The 17,846-nt window shown below is 57.9% G+C and carries 15 protein-coding genes; 12 read left to right on the top strand and 3 right to left on the bottom strand.

The genetic code is table 11. The annotated features are described in order from the left end of the window. Window positions 1-242 precede the first annotated feature (242 nt). The 4 genes from ACXAH8_RS00785 (at window position 243) to ACXAH8_RS00770 (ending at window position 4,110) form a co-directional block, all read left to right on the top strand. Complete coding sequence (locus ACXAH8_RS00785) at window positions 243-866, top strand: biliverdin-producing heme oxygenase (protein ID WP_475215329.1); 624 nt, start codon at window positions 243-245, stop codon at window positions 864-866. Further along, complete coding sequence (locus tag ACXAH8_RS00780; protein ID WP_475215327.1) at window positions 866-3,163, top strand: ATP-binding protein; 2,298 nt, start codon at window positions 866-868, stop codon at window positions 3,161-3,163. The genes ACXAH8_RS00785 and ACXAH8_RS00780 overlap by 1 nt, the downstream gene beginning before the upstream one ends. Beyond that, complete coding sequence (locus tag ACXAH8_RS00775) at window positions 3,144-3,749, top strand: response regulator (RefSeq protein ID WP_171668551.1); 606 nt, start codon at window positions 3,144-3,146, stop codon at window positions 3,747-3,749. The genes ACXAH8_RS00780 and ACXAH8_RS00775 overlap by 20 nt, the downstream gene beginning before the upstream one ends. Before the next feature lie 106 nt (window positions 3,750-3,855). Continuing rightward, window positions 3,856-4,110, top strand: a complete 255-nt coding sequence (locus ACXAH8_RS00770) for a hypothetical protein (RefSeq protein ID WP_171327819.1) — start codon at window positions 3,856-3,858, stop codon at window positions 4,108-4,110. Between the two features lie 151 nt (window positions 4,111-4,261). Here ACXAH8_RS00770 and ACXAH8_RS00765 read toward each other — a convergent pair whose 3' ends face one another. Then, entirely contained in the window at window positions 4,262-4,702 is a 441-nt protein-coding gene (locus ACXAH8_RS00765; RefSeq protein WP_171668552.1) for a phosphate-starvation-inducible PsiE family protein, read from the bottom strand. Between the two features lie 703 nt (window positions 4,703-5,405). On the opposite strand from ACXAH8_RS00765, the gene ACXAH8_RS00760 reads away from it, so the two are divergent. Beyond that, window positions 5,406-7,463, top strand: a complete 2,058-nt coding sequence (locus ACXAH8_RS00760; RefSeq protein WP_475215321.1) for a CocE/NonD family hydrolase — start codon at window positions 5,406-5,408, stop codon at window positions 7,461-7,463. 17 nt (window positions 7,464-7,480) lie between these two features. Here ACXAH8_RS00760 and ACXAH8_RS00755 read toward each other — a convergent pair whose 3' ends face one another. Next, complete coding sequence (locus ACXAH8_RS00755) at window positions 7,481-8,107, bottom strand: TetR/AcrR family transcriptional regulator (RefSeq protein WP_475215319.1); 627 nt, start codon at window positions 8,105-8,107, stop codon at window positions 7,481-7,483. A 138-nt stretch (window positions 8,108-8,245) separates the two neighbouring features. Between ACXAH8_RS00755 and ACXAH8_RS00750 the strand changes: the two genes are divergently transcribed. The 7 genes from ACXAH8_RS00750 to ACXAH8_RS00720 all read left to right on the top strand — a co-directional run bounded on the left by ACXAH8_RS00750 (window position 8,246) and on the right by ACXAH8_RS00720 (window position 17,103). Then, entirely contained in the window at window positions 8,246-8,710 is a 465-nt protein-coding gene (locus ACXAH8_RS00750) for a (2Fe-2S)-binding protein (RefSeq protein WP_170374105.1), read from the top strand. Window positions 8,711-8,713: 3 nt separating this feature from the next. After that, on the top strand, window positions 8,714-10,900 hold the full coding sequence (locus ACXAH8_RS00745; RefSeq protein ID WP_475215317.1) for a xanthine dehydrogenase family protein molybdopterin-binding subunit: 2,187 nt from the start codon (window positions 8,714-8,716) through the stop codon (window positions 10,898-10,900). 129 nt (window positions 10,901-11,029) lie between these two features. After that, window positions 11,030-12,349: a glutamine synthetase family protein gene (locus tag ACXAH8_RS00740; protein WP_475215315.1), complete on the top strand. Its 1,320-nt coding sequence runs from the start codon at window positions 11,030-11,032 to the stop codon at window positions 12,347-12,349. Between the two features lie 59 nt (window positions 12,350-12,408). Further along, complete coding sequence (locus ACXAH8_RS00735) at window positions 12,409-13,089, top strand: type 1 glutamine amidotransferase (protein WP_170721697.1); 681 nt, start codon at window positions 12,409-12,411, stop codon at window positions 13,087-13,089. Further along, window positions 13,089-14,447 (top strand): glutamine synthetase family protein, encoded by a 1,359-nt coding sequence (locus tag ACXAH8_RS00730; protein ID WP_475215310.1) that lies wholly within the window; start codon window positions 13,089-13,091, stop codon window positions 14,445-14,447. The genes ACXAH8_RS00735 and ACXAH8_RS00730 overlap by 1 nt, the downstream gene beginning before the upstream one ends. A gap of 20 nt (window positions 14,448-14,467) precedes the next feature. After that, the gene (locus tag ACXAH8_RS00725) at window positions 14,468-15,772 is read left to right on the top strand and encodes an NAD(P)/FAD-dependent oxidoreductase (RefSeq protein WP_475215308.1); all 1,305 of its coding nucleotides are present in this window, start codon (window positions 14,468-14,470) and stop codon (window positions 15,770-15,772) included. A 116-nt stretch (window positions 15,773-15,888) separates the two neighbouring features. Next, window positions 15,889-17,103, top strand: a complete 1,215-nt coding sequence (locus tag ACXAH8_RS00720; RefSeq protein WP_475215305.1) for a DegT/DnrJ/EryC1/StrS family aminotransferase — start codon at window positions 15,889-15,891, stop codon at window positions 17,101-17,103. On the opposite strand, the gene ACXAH8_RS00715 is transcribed toward ACXAH8_RS00720, so the two are convergent. Next, window positions 17,091-17,846 (bottom strand): trypsin-like serine peptidase, encoded by a 756-nt coding sequence (locus ACXAH8_RS00715; protein ID WP_475215300.1) that lies wholly within the window; start codon window positions 17,844-17,846, stop codon window positions 17,091-17,093. The two genes, ACXAH8_RS00720 and ACXAH8_RS00715, sit on opposite strands and share 13 nt — an antisense overlap.

Below are 17,846 nucleotides of genomic sequence, written 5' to 3'. Positions count from 1 at the left end.
CAACGCCGTCTCACCTTTTCCAGTGTAAAAAAGCAATACCGCAGAACTACCAGATTTTCAAATCGCTCACCCAGTGTCTCATTGATTTTGCACCAGATTTTTTTCACGATAGACCTAAGTTATGAGCGCACGGTCGTTTCGAAATGATCCTGCCGAGCTTGTGGAGGTCTCGTTCATCGCCTTGGTCCGTAGACTTGCCAATTGCGCAGATCGGAGGAAAACATTTGAAAGCTCTGTCAAAAATGGACGGCCAGTCCTTGCGGGCGGTATTGCGGAACGAAACGGACGTCTTGCACAACAAACTGCACGCGCAATTCAGTTTCGCGGCGCTGCTCGACGGTACGCTACAACGGTCTGAATATCAGGCGTTAATTAAACGCTTGCATGGGTTTTATGCGCCATTGGATGATGCGGTTTTAGCGGCGCTGGCCGACGATGACGTTTCGACACCACCTTTCTGGTACGAGAAAAGATCGCGCCTGATTGCGCAGGATATCCGCGATCTGGAAGTTGACCACGACAACGTTTCGACCGGTCCAACCTGCAGAGAAATTGCCGAGGTTGTGACACCGAAAACGGTAGGTGGTGTGCTTTACGTCGTTGAGGGTGCAACAATGGGCGGGGCGCTCATCAACAAGGCCGCGGAAAGGCTTCTGAGCACAGACAATACACTTGGCAGAAAATATTGGGACTGGTGCCGAGTCGAAGGCCGAAACCGGTGGCGCATGACCCTGCAATATCTGGACCACCTGCAGTTTTCCGCCAGTTCGCTTGATGATCTTGTGTCTGGCGCAAAGGACACGTTTCGTTTGCTGGACGACTGGCTTGCGCCACTGGATCCGAGACCCAAACAGGGAGCGGTTTGATGTCCAATGGCGTCGATCTCAGCACGTGCGACCGCGAACCGATCCATCTGATCGGGGCTGTTCAGCCTCATGGCGCGCTGGTTGCCCTATCGGAAGAAACCCTGGAAATCGAATACGCCAGCCAGAACACGTACCTGTTCGTCGGTGCTGCGGCAGAAGCCATTCTGGGCAGGCATATCTCCGAGCTGATTGGCGACGAAAACACACGGCGATTGCTTGAATTGCCATTGGAGCCGTCCATCCCGGAACTCCTCAAGCCTTGGTTCTTCAGCATCGAAAGCCAAACGGGCGATGCGCTTCGCGTCGAGTGCTTTCCGCACAGATATCGCGGCCACATAATTCTGGAGTTCGTCGAACCCGAACCAAGCCCAACTGCCGTTTGGGAAGACGAAATTCTGCGGCAGGGCATCATTTCCGAACTCGTCAAACCCGGCGTTCTGGTCGAGATTGCCGAAGCCAGTGCCAAGATGATCCGAGATGTGACCGGTTTCGACCGCGTCATGATTTACAAATTCGCCGAAGACAAACACGGCGAAGTCATCGCCGAGAGCACAAACCGACCGGACAGCTTTCTGGGCCTGCACTACCCCGCGTCTGATATCCCTGATCCAGCGCGCCGACATTTTACTTTGAATGTCATTCGCACCATCCCCGACATAAACGGCACACGCATCCCGATCGTCTCCCGGTCAGGTGAGGTGGCCAGCGAAACGTCTTCTCGTCCACTTGATCTGACGTACTCGAAACTGCGCGCAGTGGCTCAGGTTCATGTCGAGTACCTGAACAATATGGGTGTTGGTGCCAGCCTTTCGATTTCGCTGGTGACAAACAATGAACTTTGGGGGCTGGTCGCCTGCCATCATTACGGCAAACGCCTCGTGTCCTCCAGCAGACTGCGATTTGCAGAGCTTCTGGCCAGCACGACCTCTGCCCTGCTTCAAAGCATCGAAAACACAAACCAACTGAAAAAATGCATTACCGCGGAAAAGACCGCATTCCAAATCGAACAGCGCGCGCGAAGCGGAGCTGCTTTGAGTGATCTGGTCAGAGATCAGGCCGAAGCCTTGATGGAGATGATAGACGTCCAAGGCTTGGTTCTGGTTCTGGGTCGCACAGTCACCACAGTCGGTTCGGTACCATCGCATCCAATCGAATTTCAACCTTTACGCGCACATTCCAATGACGGTGTTGCAACGTCCTCGCATCTGTCCTCAATGACGCAACTGAATGATGAGCAAATCGAACAGGCAGCCGGCGCAGCGTTTCTGGAACTTTCGGAAGATGGGAAAGACTATCTGGTTCTCCTGCGTTCGGAATACGTCCAGACGATCAGTTGGGCCGGGAAACCCGAGAAGATTGAAACACAAACAGATAAAGGTGCAACCCGCCTTTCACCACGCGGCTCATTCGCGCTTTGGAGCGAGGAGCGACGCGGACAAAGCAAACCTTTTGACGCCATGGACCGGGATGCCTTGCGCATCCTACGGCGTGCGCTTTTTGCATTGAACAGTCTGGAACATGAACAGGCCGCGTTAGAGGCGCAGAAGAAAGCAGAAGCTGAGAAAATCAAGTTGCGCCATGCTCTGCTTGACGCAGCTCGGGCAAGTTCGATGGGGGAATTGGCCTCGGCCATCGCACATGAACTCAATCAACCCCTTACGGCGGTATCGAACTATGTAAACGCGTGCCGTCAAGAGTTGGTTCGGTCCGGCGTCGAAATTCCAGAGCCCGCCCAAAACCATATTGATATGGCCGTCAACGAGACAGCGCGCGCAGGCGAATTGGTTCAACGCATCAGAAATTTCATTTCCAGCGGCGATCTTAACACTGACCTCATTGACATCAACAAAGTGATACAACAGGGGCTGGATCTGGCATTGGTCGCAAGCGAGCTTCCTGACCTGCAAGTGACCACCCATCTTGATCACGGTTTGCCTAAGGTCGTGGGAGACCCGGTTCAACTATCGCAGGTAGTCCTCAATCTGGTGCGCAACAGTCTTCAGGCCATGGAAAACCGTGAAGACCACCGGCTGACCATAGAAAGCAAGAGGCTGGGAAACCATGTTCAGGTCGTGGTTCGGGATTCCGGGCCCGGGATTCCTGATGAGATACAGGACTTTCTTTTCGAGCCACTACGCGCAACGACAACAATGGGCATGGGTATTGGCTTATCTTTGTGCCGTTCTATCCTTGAAGCACATGGCGGAAAAATCTGGGTTGAACCCGCGCCCACCGGTGCGACTGTGGTCTTCAACCTACCGCTGAATGAGGAAGCAAATGTCTACCAAGCTCAATGACATGCTGATCTACGTTGTAGAAGACGATACGGCAGTCTTGAACTCACTCTGCGCTGTCCTCGAAGCCTATGGATATCAAACAGAGCCTTTGACATCAGCTGAAGCTTTTCTTGATCAGTTCGACAGGCATGCAAATTCCTGTCTCATTATGGATCTTCGACTGCCGGGCATGAGCGGGATGGAACTACTTAAGCATCTGAGCGAAACGGATGCGCGCTGCCCAGTTATCGTAATCACAGCGCATGGCGACGTACCTGCCGCTGTTCAGGCCATGCGGCTGGGCGCCGTTGACTTTATCGAAAAGCCACCGCCCGTTGAACAAATTCTTGAGGCAATCAAATCGGCTGAAACCAGTATTGCCAACAAGCCGATTTCAACTGTGCCAAAGAAAATCGTAGAAGAGCGCCTGTCGAAACTGACGGATCGCGAACATCAGGTTTTGCAGTTGCTTCTTGAAGGCAAGCTCAACAAAGAGATTGCCGGTGAACTCGGGCTTAGCCGTCGCACGGTTGAAGTTCACCGATCCCGCATCCGCGAAAAAATGCAGGCACGCGGAATCGCAGACCTCATCAGGATGACGGAATAGAGCGACGGCTACACTTATACGTATTACTACGTAGTGGATCACCACAACTACCGGGCGACCCGAAACCTACCTACCCTAATGCTCACCGCAACTTAGGGGAAAGAACGTGCCAACTGACGCAAGTCAGCCTTTTGACGGCAGCACGCAGCATGGTCCTGCACCCAACGGAGCATCAGGTGCTACGACTTACCTGATTGAGTTGGATGCTGAGCTCGCCGCCGCGGCCGAAGGATGGCGAAAAGCAAACAGGATTAAATCAACGAATGAAGCTCTGTCCGAGCTCGTTCGCCTTGGGTTGCTCAGCGAAATTTCTCAGTTGCACGATCTGGTCGCCTCAATCAGAAACTCGATAAAGAAATGACCTTTCTTCCAATGCTTGGAAGCAGTTCCCAAGTTATTGTCAGTCGTTGATAGTACGACGCCTTTGCAGTGATTTTTGCCCACTCCCGGATTTCATTCTGAGTTGAACCTCATTTTGTAGATTTCGGATGGTTGCTGTGAAACAGACCAGCTTAGGTTTTCTCTTTCAAGGCCGTTGTCCGATCGACCCAGAGCAGCAACGCAAAAGCACCACCCAATGCCAACACAGCCGCGGCCAAGCCAAAAATCAGAATGCCCGAAACCTGATCCATTTCCATGACGATCAGTTTTCTGACTACGGCCAAAATACCGATCATCAACACGATCCTGACCTGCTCATAGCCCTTGCTGCCCATTACCATAAGATGCACGGAATGCGCCAACTCCAGCGCAATAATAGCCCCGAGAAGTAGTGCAAAAAGCTGTTGTAGGTCCTCATATGACACCTCCGCACCTGATGAGGTCACAGCATTTGCGATCTCCCTCAGGAAACTGCCGGTCGCAAGCAGGATAACAACCATGGTGCCAAGTAGCAGGACAACGGCCACTGCTGACGAAAAAATTCCATACGCTTGGTTAACAATATTGCGCATACCGAAGAAGTAATTCGGAATGCTTAAAAGTCATCCAAGGGCCGGAATTCCCCTGACCTATTCCCGTGCCAAGAGAGACGGGAGTCCGATGAGGTCAAAAAGTCGACGGAAGACCCAGATTCTGCTCGCGAACTCCTATTGAAAATCATAAGAATTGAAATCGGGCGCGACTTGCGGTCTCAAGTATTTCTCCGGGAGTTTGTCATGATCCCCGAAGAAAAACCCGACCCCGCCGTGACGCGAAAGGCAACGGCCTTCGGCTGAACAGCCAGAGCGTTTCAGCAAGGTACTACATTCACAGAGTTCCCGACAAAGGTCAGGCTCGGCGTTCCTCTGCACGTTCGCTTGCTGCAAAGCCGAGAATGCTGCATCATCAAACAAGTGAAGCATGGCTTCACCATCAGGTAGAGACGATTGCTACATATGTGCTACGCGCCAATATCACCCTTAAAAAACAAATATAAAACAACACTCTACGATCAGTCGCACAAATCCATCATAGGTGCCACGCTTAAACGCGCTGCTCGGTCCAAGTTCTTCACGTTATTCTCTGTCACCTGACAAATCCCGGTCTGTGCCTGCGTGTGGCTATCACAGCGGAACGGCAAACTTGAGTCACATTTTGCGGCCCGAAGCCTCCTATTCGCTTGCGCGCTGAACGGGTTGTGCGTTTCATACGACCAAACGCGGCGACGCGACACAGGTGCTTGAGAGAAACACGAGCCAAAACAACAGGAAGGACCCGGCCATGAATAGCGTAGAGGTGATCGAAACCGTCTGGATTCCGATGTCCGATGGCACGCAATTGGCCGCGCGTCTGTGGTTGCCACCCAATGCGCGCGATAACCCGGTGCCCTGCCTGTTGGAATACATCCCCTATCGTCGCCGAGATCGCACGCGCCTTCGCGATGAAACCATGCATCCGCGCTTTGCCGAGGCGGGCTATGCCTCAATCCGGGTGGATATTCGCGGCAACGGCGATAGCGGTGGACTGGCCGAGGATGAATACTCGCATCAGGAAACGCAGGACGGTGTGGATGTCATCGCGTGGCTGGCCGAACAGCCGTGGTGCGACGGCAATGTCGGTATGTTCGGCAAAAGCTGGGGGGCCTACAACTCGTTTCAGGTTGCCGCCAAACGCCCCCCTGCGCTGAAAGCCATCGCGCCCGTCATGGGCTGTGACGACCGCTGGCGCGAAGACATCCATTTCTACGGAGGCGTGCTGGCTGGTGACAATTTCTGGTGGGGCTCGATCATGCAATTGCTGAACGCCTTCCCGCCCGACCCCGAAATCGTGGGCGAGGACAAGTGGCGCGACCTCTGGCTTGAACGGCTTGAGGCGATGGAGTTCTGGCCCGCCATGTGGCTGGAACATCAAACCCATGACGAGATGTGGCGACGTGGCTCGATCTGCGAGGACTATGACGCAATCAATGTGCCCGTCTACTATTTCGGCGGCTGGGCCGATCTTTATCGCGACACGCCGTTCCGGATCTCGGAACACCTTAATGTGCCGGTCAAGGTGATGATGGGCCCGTGGTCGCATCTCTACCCGCACGAGGGTAAGCCCACCCCACAGGTCGATTTCATCACCGAGGTCCTGCGGTTCTGGGACTATTGGTTGAAGGGGATCGAAACCGGGATCATGGATGAGCCTTCGCTGCACCTATACATGATGGACAGCACGCGCCCTGCTGGAACGCAAACGCACCGCCCCGGGCGCTGGGTCGAGGAGCCCAGCTGGCCCTCGCCCAACGTGTCGAACGAGACCTATTGGCTGAACGCGGGGTCGCTGGACGCTCAGGCGCAAACAGGCGCGCAGATGCAGATCACCTCGCCGCAGACATTCGGCTCGGCCGGTGGGGTCATGTGTTCTTTCGGTATTCCGGGCGATTTGCCACTGGATTGTCGGATCGACGCCGCCGGGGCGATGGTCTTCCGCAGTGACACGCTGGAGGCACCGCTGGACATTCTGGGCCAACCTGAAATCGCGTTGCGGGTCAGTGTCGACCAGCCTCAGGCCTTTGTCGCAGCCCTGCTGATTGATGAGGCCCCCGACGGCGCGCAGACCCTGATCTCGCGCGGGTTCTTCAACCTGATGCACCGCGAAAGTGACACAGAACCAACCCCGGTCGTGCCAGGAGAAGAGATGGAGATCTCGATCCAGTTGCACGCCATCGGCTACAACGTTCCTGTCGGTCACCGGATCATGGTGCAGCTTGCTACCGCCTATTGGCCTATCTTGTGGCCCGCCCCGAATCCGGTTTGCGCAACTGTCGTGCCCGGCTCCTCGGCCTTGTCGTTGCCCGTTCGCACCAATGCACCAGATGCGCCGGCCCCTCGGGACCTTCCGGTTCCGGTCCCGGGTTCGGTGCCCGAGACCTCGACCAGAGGTCAGGGCGGGTCCGAGACGACGCTGACACGGGACGCCCACACCGGCAGGCTGACGGAGCGCGTCTTCATCGGTGGCGGCGTCATGGGCCCATCAGCGAAGAAGGTGCTGGAAACAGGGACCGAGATTTCCGACACGTCCGAGCGGATCTACTCCATTCTGCCCGATGATCCCCTATCCGCGATCGCGACCATGCGGCAGGAAACCCGCTTTGAGCGTGGCGATTGGGATGCACGTATCAAGACCTGGTCTCAGCAGACGGCCACGGCAAGTGATTTCGTGCTGAACGCCACGGTCGAATGCTGGGACGGAGACACGCTGTTCTTCAAAACGGAATGGAATGACGTGATCCCGCGCAACGGCATGTAGGGACGGGTTTGTCCGCCCTATGGCGCTGAACGCTGCGCGGTATCCGGGCTGTATCTGCGCATCATCATCTCGACGCTGTTGTTGATCGTGTCCGCCATTTCCTCATGGCTGAGAACCGTTCCCGAAAACAACAGCGGCCAGAACGCCCGCGCCTTGATCAGGCCGATAAATTCGCGACCAGCCTGTTCTGCGTCGTCGATCTTCAATTGCCCGTCCGCAGCCGCCTCGCGCAGCATGTCGATGAATGAGGCCGTCTTGTCCAGCTTGCCCTGCGCTTGTTCAGCCAAGGTCGGGTTGCGCAGGATTTCGCTGATCACCATGCGGGACATGGCCATCACATCCGGCAGCATCAGAATGCGCCCCTCGGCCCAAGCCAGCTCGGTCAGTTGTTCGCGAACATCGCGCCCTTTTTCATACCTGATCTCAAGCACTTCGGCGAAGCGACTGGACAGTTCCGTCACGATTGAGCGGAACAGATTTTCCTTGCTTTCGAAATACTTATAAAGCGTCCTTTTAGAGACTTCAGCCTGACGCGAAATACGATCCATGCTGGCCGCCGCGAACCCCTTTTCCTGGAATTCGGCCACCGCAGCTTCGATGATCTGTGCATATTTGGACGCATTGGGCGCGCTGATCTCATTCATGTCATTGCTATAGACCCATTGACAGCGCCGGGTCAAACACTAGGTAAACGCGGGAGTTTACAGGCGCGGCTTTCTGTGCCACATGTAAACCCGCCAGTTTACCGACTCAGGTAGCAAGCCAACACGGAGTATCCCCTCATGGCCATCAATCTGAAACTGAACGGTGAGACGCATACCGTCGACGCCGAACCCGGCACGCCCCTGCTCTGGGTGATCCGGGATGAGTTGAAGCTCACCGGAACCAAATTTGGCTGCGGCGTCGCGTCTTGCGGCGCCTGCACCGTGCATCTGAATGGCGAGCCTGTCCGCTCGTGCCAGACCTATATCGAAGACGTCGAAGACGCCGAGATCACCACAATCGAAGCCGTCGGTGAGGACAAGATCGGCGCAGCTGTCCAACAGGCCTGGGTCGAGCTAGACGTGGTACAGTGCGGCTACTGCCAGTCGGGTCAAGTAATGTCGGCCGTTGGCCTGCTGGCTGAGAACCCCAAGCCCAGCGCTGAAGAGATCGACGCATACATGTACGGCAATGCCTGCCGCTGTGCCACCTATCAACGTATCCGCGCCGGTATCCAGCGCGCATCTGAAATTCTGGAGGCCTGATCCATGACCATCAACACCTCTCGCCGTGGATTTCTGAAAGGCGCAGCAGCTGCTGGTGCCGTCCTGCTGGTTGGCGCGCGTCCAGATGGCGCACTGGCGGCGGCTTCATCCGAGACCGCTCAGTTCAACCCCTTCGTTAAAATTGATGCCGACGGCACTGTGACCGCAATCGTCAAACACTTTGAGAAGGGTCAGGGTCCTGCGACCGGTCTGCCCACGCTGATTGCCGAAGAAATCGGCCTGACAATGGACCAGATCGAATACGAATTCGCGCCCTCTGATCCCAACGTCTACAACAACCTTCTGTTCGGCCCGTTCCAAGGCACGGGCGGGTCGACCGCGATGGCGAATTCGTGGCTGCAATACCGTCAGGCCGGTGCTGCCGCACGCGAGATGCTGATCAACGCGGCGGCCCAAAGCTGGGGCGTCGACGCATCGGGCATCACAATCGAAGAAGGCATTGTCAAATCCGGCGACAAGTCGGCTCCAATTGCCGAATTCGTGGCCGCAGCCGCTCAGCTGGACGCCCCGACCGAGCCGCGTCTGAAGGACCCGTCCGAGTTCCGCCTGATCGGAAATGAAGCCGTTCGGCGTAAAGATTCGGCGATCAAGGGCAATGGTCAGGCCATGTATGCCATGGACGTCCACCTGCCCAACCAGATGATCGCCATGATCAAACGCCCCGAATCCAAGGGCGGAATTGCGCTAGGGTTTGACGATAGCGCCTCGAAAGAGGTCAAAGGCTACATCAATGCAGCCGTTCTGCCCAACCAAGCGGGTGTCGCCGTCTACGCGGAAAACACCTGGGCCGCGATTCAGGCGCGTGATGCGCTTGAGGTCGAATGGGACATGTCAGGCGCTGAAACCCGCGACTCGGATCAGATCAAGGCCGAGATCATGGACGCGCTGGAGGCCGAGCCGACCTACAACGTCAACAAGGCCGATTTTGCCGCCGTCTCTGCCGCCATCGACGGCGCTGACACTGTGGTTGAGCGGACCTTCTACTTCCCGCTTCTGGCCCATGCTCCAATGGAGCCCCTGAACTGCACCATCGAACAGACTGCGGATGGAGACATTGTCCTGCATGATGGCGCGCAGATGCCGACCGGCCCGCATATGGCCTACCAGCAGATCTTCGAGCTTCCGGCCGAGAAGATACATATCAACACAATGCTGGCAGGCGGGTCCTTTGGCCGCCGCGCGACACCAGATGCGGATTATCAGGTCGAGGCTGCACTGGCCTTCGTGGTCACCGACCGCTCTCGCCCAGTCAAACTGGTGTGGACACGTGAAGATGACATTCGCAGCGGTTACTACCGCCCCGCCTTTGGTCACAAAGTGCGCGTCGGTCTGGACGGTGAAGGAAACATAGTCGGATGGCACCATCAAATCGCCGGTCAATCGGTCATCAAAGGTACGCCCTTCGAAGCCGTTCTGGTGCATGACGGCATCGACCACAGCTCGGTCGAAGGGGTTTCTGACAGCCCATACGCCATCCCCGGGATGGCCGTGGGTCTGACGGATACACCGAAAGCGACGACTGTATTGTGGTGGCGCTCGGTCGGGCATACCCACACGGGCTATGCGATGGAGACCATGATGGATCTGGCCGCCGAGGCCGCCGGTCGCGACCCGGTCGAGTTCCGCCTGGCGCATCTCAGCGATGACAGCAGCGCAGATCAGGCCCGCAAGGCTGGAGTTCTGAAGCTGGCGATTGAGAAGGCAGGATGGGGCGACGCTCCAGCCGGGCGCGCGCAAGGCATCGCGGTCCACAAGTCCTTTGGCTCTTTTGTGGCCGAAGTAGTCGAGGTGTCCGGCGATCTGGACAGCGGAGTTCGCATCGAAAAAGTCACCTGTGCCGTTGATTGCGGCATCGCGGTGAACCCCGATGTGGTCAAAGCACAGATCGAAGGTGGTGTCGGCTATGGCATTGGTCACGTCATGCGCGATCAGATCACGCTGACCAGCGGCGCGGTGGACCAGTTCAACTTCCCGGATTACGAGCCTCTGCGGATCGGCGACATCCAGGCGATTGACGTCCATATCGTTCCGTCAGCCGAAGCGCCCACGGGCGTTGGAGAGCCGGGCACGCCTCCGTCCGCCCCGGCGCTGGCGAATGCCATCCGCGCGCTTTCGGGTGTGAAGGTCACGACCCTGCCCATGGCGGAAAACGGCGTGACCTTCGTCTGATCCTAAAACACGGGGCGTCGGCGCAATTTGTGCCGACGCCTTTTTCCACCGCTGAAATTTGATCAAATTTCGTGACAAGGCCGTTTGGCTTCGCTACATCTCGGATAACCGAGAGGAGCTACAGCCCCAATGGACCTGAACGCCTTGCATAATTTCCGCGTTGCCGCCTGCGACCTGAATGGTCAGATGCGAGGCAAGCGCGTCCCGCCAACATATGCCGATAAGCTGAGCAAGGGTGCTGTGCGCATGCCGTTCTCGGCCTTGAACGTCGATCTATGGGGCGCGGATATCGACGGAAGCCCCCTCGTGTTCGAAACCGGTGACGCCGATGGCATCCTGCTCCCGACCGAGCGCGGGCCCGTTCCGGTCCCTTGGTTGGCGACTTTAACAGCCCTGGTTCCCATGAGCCTCTATGACGATGACGGCGTTCCCTTTGCGGGCGACCCGCGCCATGCGCTAGCCTCCGTGCTGTCGCGCTACGCGCAGCGCGGCTGGTCAGTCGTTGCGGCGACCGAGCTGGAATTTACCCTTGTCGACGCGTCCGGCCCCCAACCACTAGCGCCTCTCAACCCGATCACTGGTCGCCGCCTGACGGACGAGGCAGTTCTGTCTGTCGCTGAAATGGACGCGTTCGAGGCGTTCTTCACCGATCTCTATGACGGTTGCGCCGCGATGGGCATCCCCGCACAAACCGCAATTTCCGAAAGCGGTATCGGTCAATTCGAGATCAACCTCAATCATCAGGACGCCATGCGCTGCGCCGATGATACGTGGCTTTTCAAAGCCTTGACACGCGGGTTGGCCCGAAAACATGGGTTTGCGGCGACCTTCATGTCGAAACCCTATGCCGAGGACGCGGGAAACGGGATGCATGTGCATTTCTCTGTCCTCGACCAAGATGGGCGGAACATCTTCGACGATGGCGGGCCCGAGGGCACCGACCTGCTGCGCTCAGCCGTGGCCGGGTGCCTCGCGGCCATGCCCGCCAGCACTCTGATCTTTGCCCCTCATGGGAATTCATACGCGCGGCTTGTGCCCAGCGCTCATGCACCCACCGGTGCAAGCTGGGCCTATGAAAACCGAACCGCCGCCATCCGTATTCCGGGCGGAGCGCCCTCGGCCAGACGTATCGAACACCGCGTGGCTGGCGGCGACATCAACCCTTACCTGATGCTGAGTGCCGTTATGGGCGCAGCGCTGGTCGGTATCGAGGACGGCATGGTGCCCCCCGCCCCGATCTCGGGCAATGCTTATGAGATTGATGGCCTGCCTCAGCTGGCTGGTGACTGGTCCGCCGCCATCGACCTGTTCGAAAGTGACCCGATCATAGCCCGGCTTTTCCCGTCGGAATTGATCCGCAACATGTCGATGACCAAAAGCCAGGAAATTGCACGTTTTGCAGACCGCCCCGAGGACGAACACTGGCTAAGCTATCTCGAGGCCGTGTGACCCCCTTGCCCGAAGGCCCGCTCTCGGGTATTTCTGAATTTGATCAAATTCGGTGACTTATGAAAATCGGCATTCTACAAACTGGCCACACCCCCGATGCGCTCATGCAGGATTTCGGGGACTATGACTCTCTGTTCCCGGCATTGCTGGACGGGCATGGGTTTGAATTCAAAACCTTCGCAGTCGTTGACGGGATCTTCCCAGATAGCGCAGAAGATGCAGATGGCTGGCTGATCACAGGCTCTCGCTACGGGGCCTATGAGGATCTGCCATGGATTCCCCCGCTTGAGGATCTGATCCGTCAGATTCACCAAAGCGAAAAGCCGCTGGTGGGCGTGTGCTTTGGCCATCAGATCATCGCGCAGGCCCTGGGCGGCAAAGTTGAAAAGTACCAAGGTGGATGGTCGGTTGGACGGACCGAATATAACTTCGATGGCGACAACGTCTGGCTGAACGCCTGGCATCAGGATCAGGTCGTGGCCGTGCCCGACGGGGCCGAAGTGATCGGCAGCAACGATTTCTGCCAAAACGCCATGCTGCGCTATGGTGACCAAATCTGGACCGTGCAGGCGCACCCTGAATTTACCAACGATTTCGTCTCGGGCCTGATGCGCACGCGGGGCAAAGGGTTAGTGCCTGATGACCTCATGCAAGCCGCAGCGAACAGACAAACAGCACCGGATCACAATGCCCGGATCGCGCAGATCATGGCGGATTTTCTGAAGAAAGCGAGGGCCTGATGGCCGATTGGACAGACGCAGCACCGCAGGCCGCACAAGACTATATCGCCGGACATCGGCTGGATGAGGTCGAGTGCATCATCTCGGACCTGCCGGGCATTGCCCGCGGCAAGGCCGTTCCCGCATCGAAATTCGCGCGGCAATCCTATTTCCACCTGCCTGACAGTATCTTCTACCAGACGATCACGGGCGGCTGGGGTGAAGCCGCGGGTGAGGACGGATTCATTGAACGCGACATGATCCTGAAACCGGATTTCTCGACCACATCGGCGGCGCCTTGGACTGGCGACTGGACGCTGCAGGTGATCCACGACGCCTATGACCGCGACGACAACCCGATCCCCTACAGCCCGCGCAACGTGCTGAAGCGTGTTGTGCAGCTCTATCACGACAAGGGCTGGAAGCCGGTGGTCGCCCCGGAGATGGAGTTCTTTCTGGTCGCCCGCAACGTTGACCCGGCGCAGTCGATTGAGCCGATGATGGGCCGCTCGGGCCGTCCTGCCGCCGCGCGTCAGGCCTATTCCATGACGGCCGTGGACGAATTCGGCCCGGTGATCGACGACATCTATGACTTCGCCGAACATCAGGGGTTTGAGATTGACGGGATAACTCAGGAAGGCGGCGCAGGCCAGCTTGAGATCAACCTGCGCCACGGCAATCCAGTGAAGCTGGCGGACGAGGTTTTCTACTTCAAACGCCTGATCCGCGAGGCCGCGCTGCGTCACAATTGCTTTGCGACCTTCATGGCGAAACCGATCGAGGATGAGCCGGGATCGGCGATGCATATCCACCATTCGATCATCGACATAGAGACCGGCCAGAACATCTTTTCCGGACCACAAGGCGGTGAGACGGACGCGTTTTATCACTTCATCGCTGGCCTGCAGACACACCTGCCCGCCGGTCTTGCCGTGATGGCACCGTATGTGAACTCGTACCGCCGTTACGTGAAAGACCATGCTGCGCCGATCAATCTGGAATGGGCGCGGGACAATCGGACCACGGGTATCCGGGTGCCGCTGTCCGGGCCAGAGGCGCGACGCGTGGAGAACCGTATCGCTGGGATGGACTGCAACCCGTATCTCGGGGTCGCGCTGTCACTGGCCTGTGGCTATCTGGGTCTGGTCCAACAGGAACGCCCACGCCGTCAGTTCTACGGTGACGCCTACGAGGGTGACGGGGATATCCCGCAGGTGATGGGGAATGCTCTGGAACTGTTTGACGGAGCCACGGAACTGCATGAGATTCTGGGCCCCGAATTCGCCCGCGTCTATGGCATCGTGAAACGGGCCGAGTATGAAGAGTTTTTGCAGGTGATCTCTCCGTGGGAGCGGGAACATCTCTTGCTGAACGTCTGAGCCTTTTGGGGTCACCAGAGATGAACCTTCTCTATTCCAACGATAGCAAAGCCGAGTATCCGGCAAGCTGGTATGCCGCAACAGCCAATCCGCTCGCGCGGTTCCCTGAGTTCAAGGGCGAAACCCGCGCCGATGTGTGTATCGTCGGTGGTGGCTATACGGGTTTGTCGGCTGCGTTACATCTGGCCGAGGCCGGGATGGACGTTGTCCTGCTTGAGGCACACCGAGTGGGCTTTGGCGCATCAGGCCGCAATGGCGGCCAGTTGGGCAGCGCCCAGCGCATGGATCAAGAGGATCTGGAGCGGCTCGTCGGGCAGGACGACGCTACCAAGCTTTGGGATCTGGCCGAAGATGCGAAGGCCTTGGTCAAATCGCTGATTGAAAAGCACAAAATCGACTGCGATCTGAAGCCTGGGATCGCCAACCTGGGCCTGTCAGCGTCCGAGCGCAGCGATCTGCACGCCCATGCCGCGCATTTGTCGGACCGCTACGGCTACGATCAGATCGAGCTGGTGGATGAAGAGGCAGGCCAAGCCCTCTGCCCCTCACCCGCTTACAAGGGTGGGTATCTGGATATGGGGGCGGCGCATCTGCACCCGTTGAACTATGCGCTCGGTCTGGCCCGTGCTGCTGAGGCCGCGGGCGTGCGTGTCTTTGAGGGCACGGAGGTGACAGGGATCGAACAAGGCGACCCGGCCACGGTTCTAACTGAAGGCGGCAAGGTTCGCGCCCAACACGTCATTCTGGCCTGCAACGGATACCTTGGGACACTGAACCGGCAGGTCGCGGCGCGGGTGATGCCGATCAACAACTTCATCGCCGCGACAGAACCGCTTGGGGCTGAGGCCGCGCGCGTGCTGACGCAGGATGTCGCCGTTGCAGATACAAAATTCGTGGTGAATTACTTCCGCCTCAGCGCCGATGGGCGCCTTCTGTTTGGCGGAGGCGAAAGCTATGGCTACCGTTTCCCCTCGGATATCGCCGCCACCGTGCGCAAGCCAATGACCGAGATCTTTCCGCATCTGCGGGACGTCAGGCTCGACTACGCGTGGGGCGGCACTCTGGCGATTACAATGCGGCGGATGCCTTATCTTACGCGTGTTGCGCCGAATATCCTGTCCGCCTCTGGCTATTCCGGCCATGGCGTCGGCACCGCAACACATGCCGGTCAACTGATGGCATTGGCCATCCAAGGGCAGGCCGAAGGGTTCGATACAATGGCCCGTGTCCCGGCCCTGCCCTTTCCCGGTGGTCCGGCCCTGCGCAGCCCTCTGCTGGTGCTGGCGATGACATGGTACGCGATGCGGGATCGGCTGGGGATCTAGCCCCCGTTTTCCATACGACAATTTGGTGAAATTTTGCCGATCTTGCGTTTGGGGGCTTGGCACGGGCGGGATGCTTGATTTAATAAAGTGAAAGTTAGAATTCGGGAAAACCAAATATGACGCTGCCACCCAACGTTCATGACGCCGAACCCATCCCCGCCGCCGCACGAGACGCAATTGACGCCCTGATGCAGTCAGGCGACCTGTTTCGTTACACCGCGCCGCAGGACGCGCCGGTTGCTTTGCTGGAATCCGAGTTCGCCGCGCTGCTGGGAACAAAATACGCATTGGCTGTTTCCTCCTGCTCGGCTGCTCTGTTTCTGTCGCTGAAGGCATTTGGCCTGCCGCGGGATGCACGGGTTCTGATCCCAGGCTTCACATTTGCAGCCGTACCATCTTCGGTCGTGCATGCGGATTGCGTTCCGGTTCTGTGCGAAGTTGGTCCGAACTACCGCATCGACATGGCTGATTTCGAGGCCAAGCTAGACGATGTACAAGCGGTGATCGTCAGCCATATGCGCGGCCATACCTCGGATATGGATGCGATCATGGCGCTGTGCGACGCGCGCGATATCCCGGTGATCGAAGATGCCGCCCACTCGCTGGGCACCACCTGGCATGGGCGCAACATCGGCACCATCGGCAAAATTGGCTGCTTCTCGTTCCAGTCCTACAAGATGATCAACGCGGGCGAAGGTGGCATTCTGATCACCGACGACGCCGATCTGGTGGCGCGCACCGTGATCATGTCAGGCGCCTACGAGCATAACTGGAAGAAGCACAAAACCCCGCATGGCGACAACTCGCCCGAGTTGGAGCAGGCCTTTGCGCGCTGGCAGAACAAACTCCCGCTTTATAATTTGCGGATGAGCAATCTCAGCGCCGCAGTGATCCGCCCTCAGATCCCAGAACTGGCGCGCCGCGTGCGCGATGGGCTGGCAAACCACGATTATGTAGCGGAACGGCTGAACAGGTCGGACTATATCGACGTCCCCGCCCCGCTTGCGCCCGAACGTCGTGCACCGGATTCGATTCAATTCAATCTGGTCGGCATGGATGAGGGTGAAATCCGCGCCTTTGCCGCCGCATCCGAGGCGCGTGGCGTCAAAGTTCAGGTCTTTGGCATGAGCGAAGACAATGCCCGCGCCTTCTGGAACTGGCAGTTCCTGCCTGAGCAATTCGAACTGCCGCAAACCCGTGCCATGCTGATGACAGCCTGTGACGTGCGCCTGCCCGTACGCCTGACGCGCGAGGAACTGGACGTGATCGCCGACATCCTGCTGGCCTCGGTCGGTGAGGTGATTGGCCCGGTTCCTGCTTACGGCACCTGAACTCCAAGCACTGAGACGAACAACGCGTCGATCCCTTCGGGGGTCGGCGCAATGCGGGACAGGATAGCGGCCACCCGCAGCCCGTCCGAGGTCTTCACCAACAGCGGCGCGCCGGAATCCCCCATCATCACCGGGCAAATTCCACGTAGCGATTGGTCCGAGTATGGGCGCATGGCGCAGATCTCTGTCTGGCTCAGAACGTGGGGTCTCAGACCCGGATAGCCCGCGACGAAGCCTGCCTCGACCTCTTGATTTGCCGGTTTCACGAAACCGACCTCGGCCCCGATCGGAGCGTCCAGCACCAGAATGGCCCAGTCTAATTCGGGCTGATCGGAGAAGCTGACCGATACATCCTGACCCGCAGGTAAGATATAGTCGTCGGCCCGCGCAACCGAGACCGCCTCGCCCCGCTGGTACCCGGCAGCAAATCGAATACTCTCGGGAGGTATCCAGCGTTTGCGTGATCGATTGTAGAGACAATGCGCCGCCGTCAGCACATGGTTTTCCGAGATCAGAACACCCGTACAATGAGATCGTTGGTCCCGCCCTGCGTAGTTCACGCGACCAATCGCGCGCCAAGGGGCCTCGGACGCATCGAGTATCTCACGCGCCCGAATATCCTGACATCCCGCAGATGTATCGGTCCCCAACCGACACACCGCCGACCAGTTTTCAGAGAACTGCCCCTCGGCCCAAACGGCTTGCGACCACAAAATAGCGACACACAGGACCAGCCAGCGCAT

The sequence above is a fragment of the Ruegeria sp. ABV3_008 genome (assembly GCF_056161185.1).
Note: the sequence above shows the minus strand (reverse complement) of the source record. Positions and strands in the feature narration are given on the sequence as shown.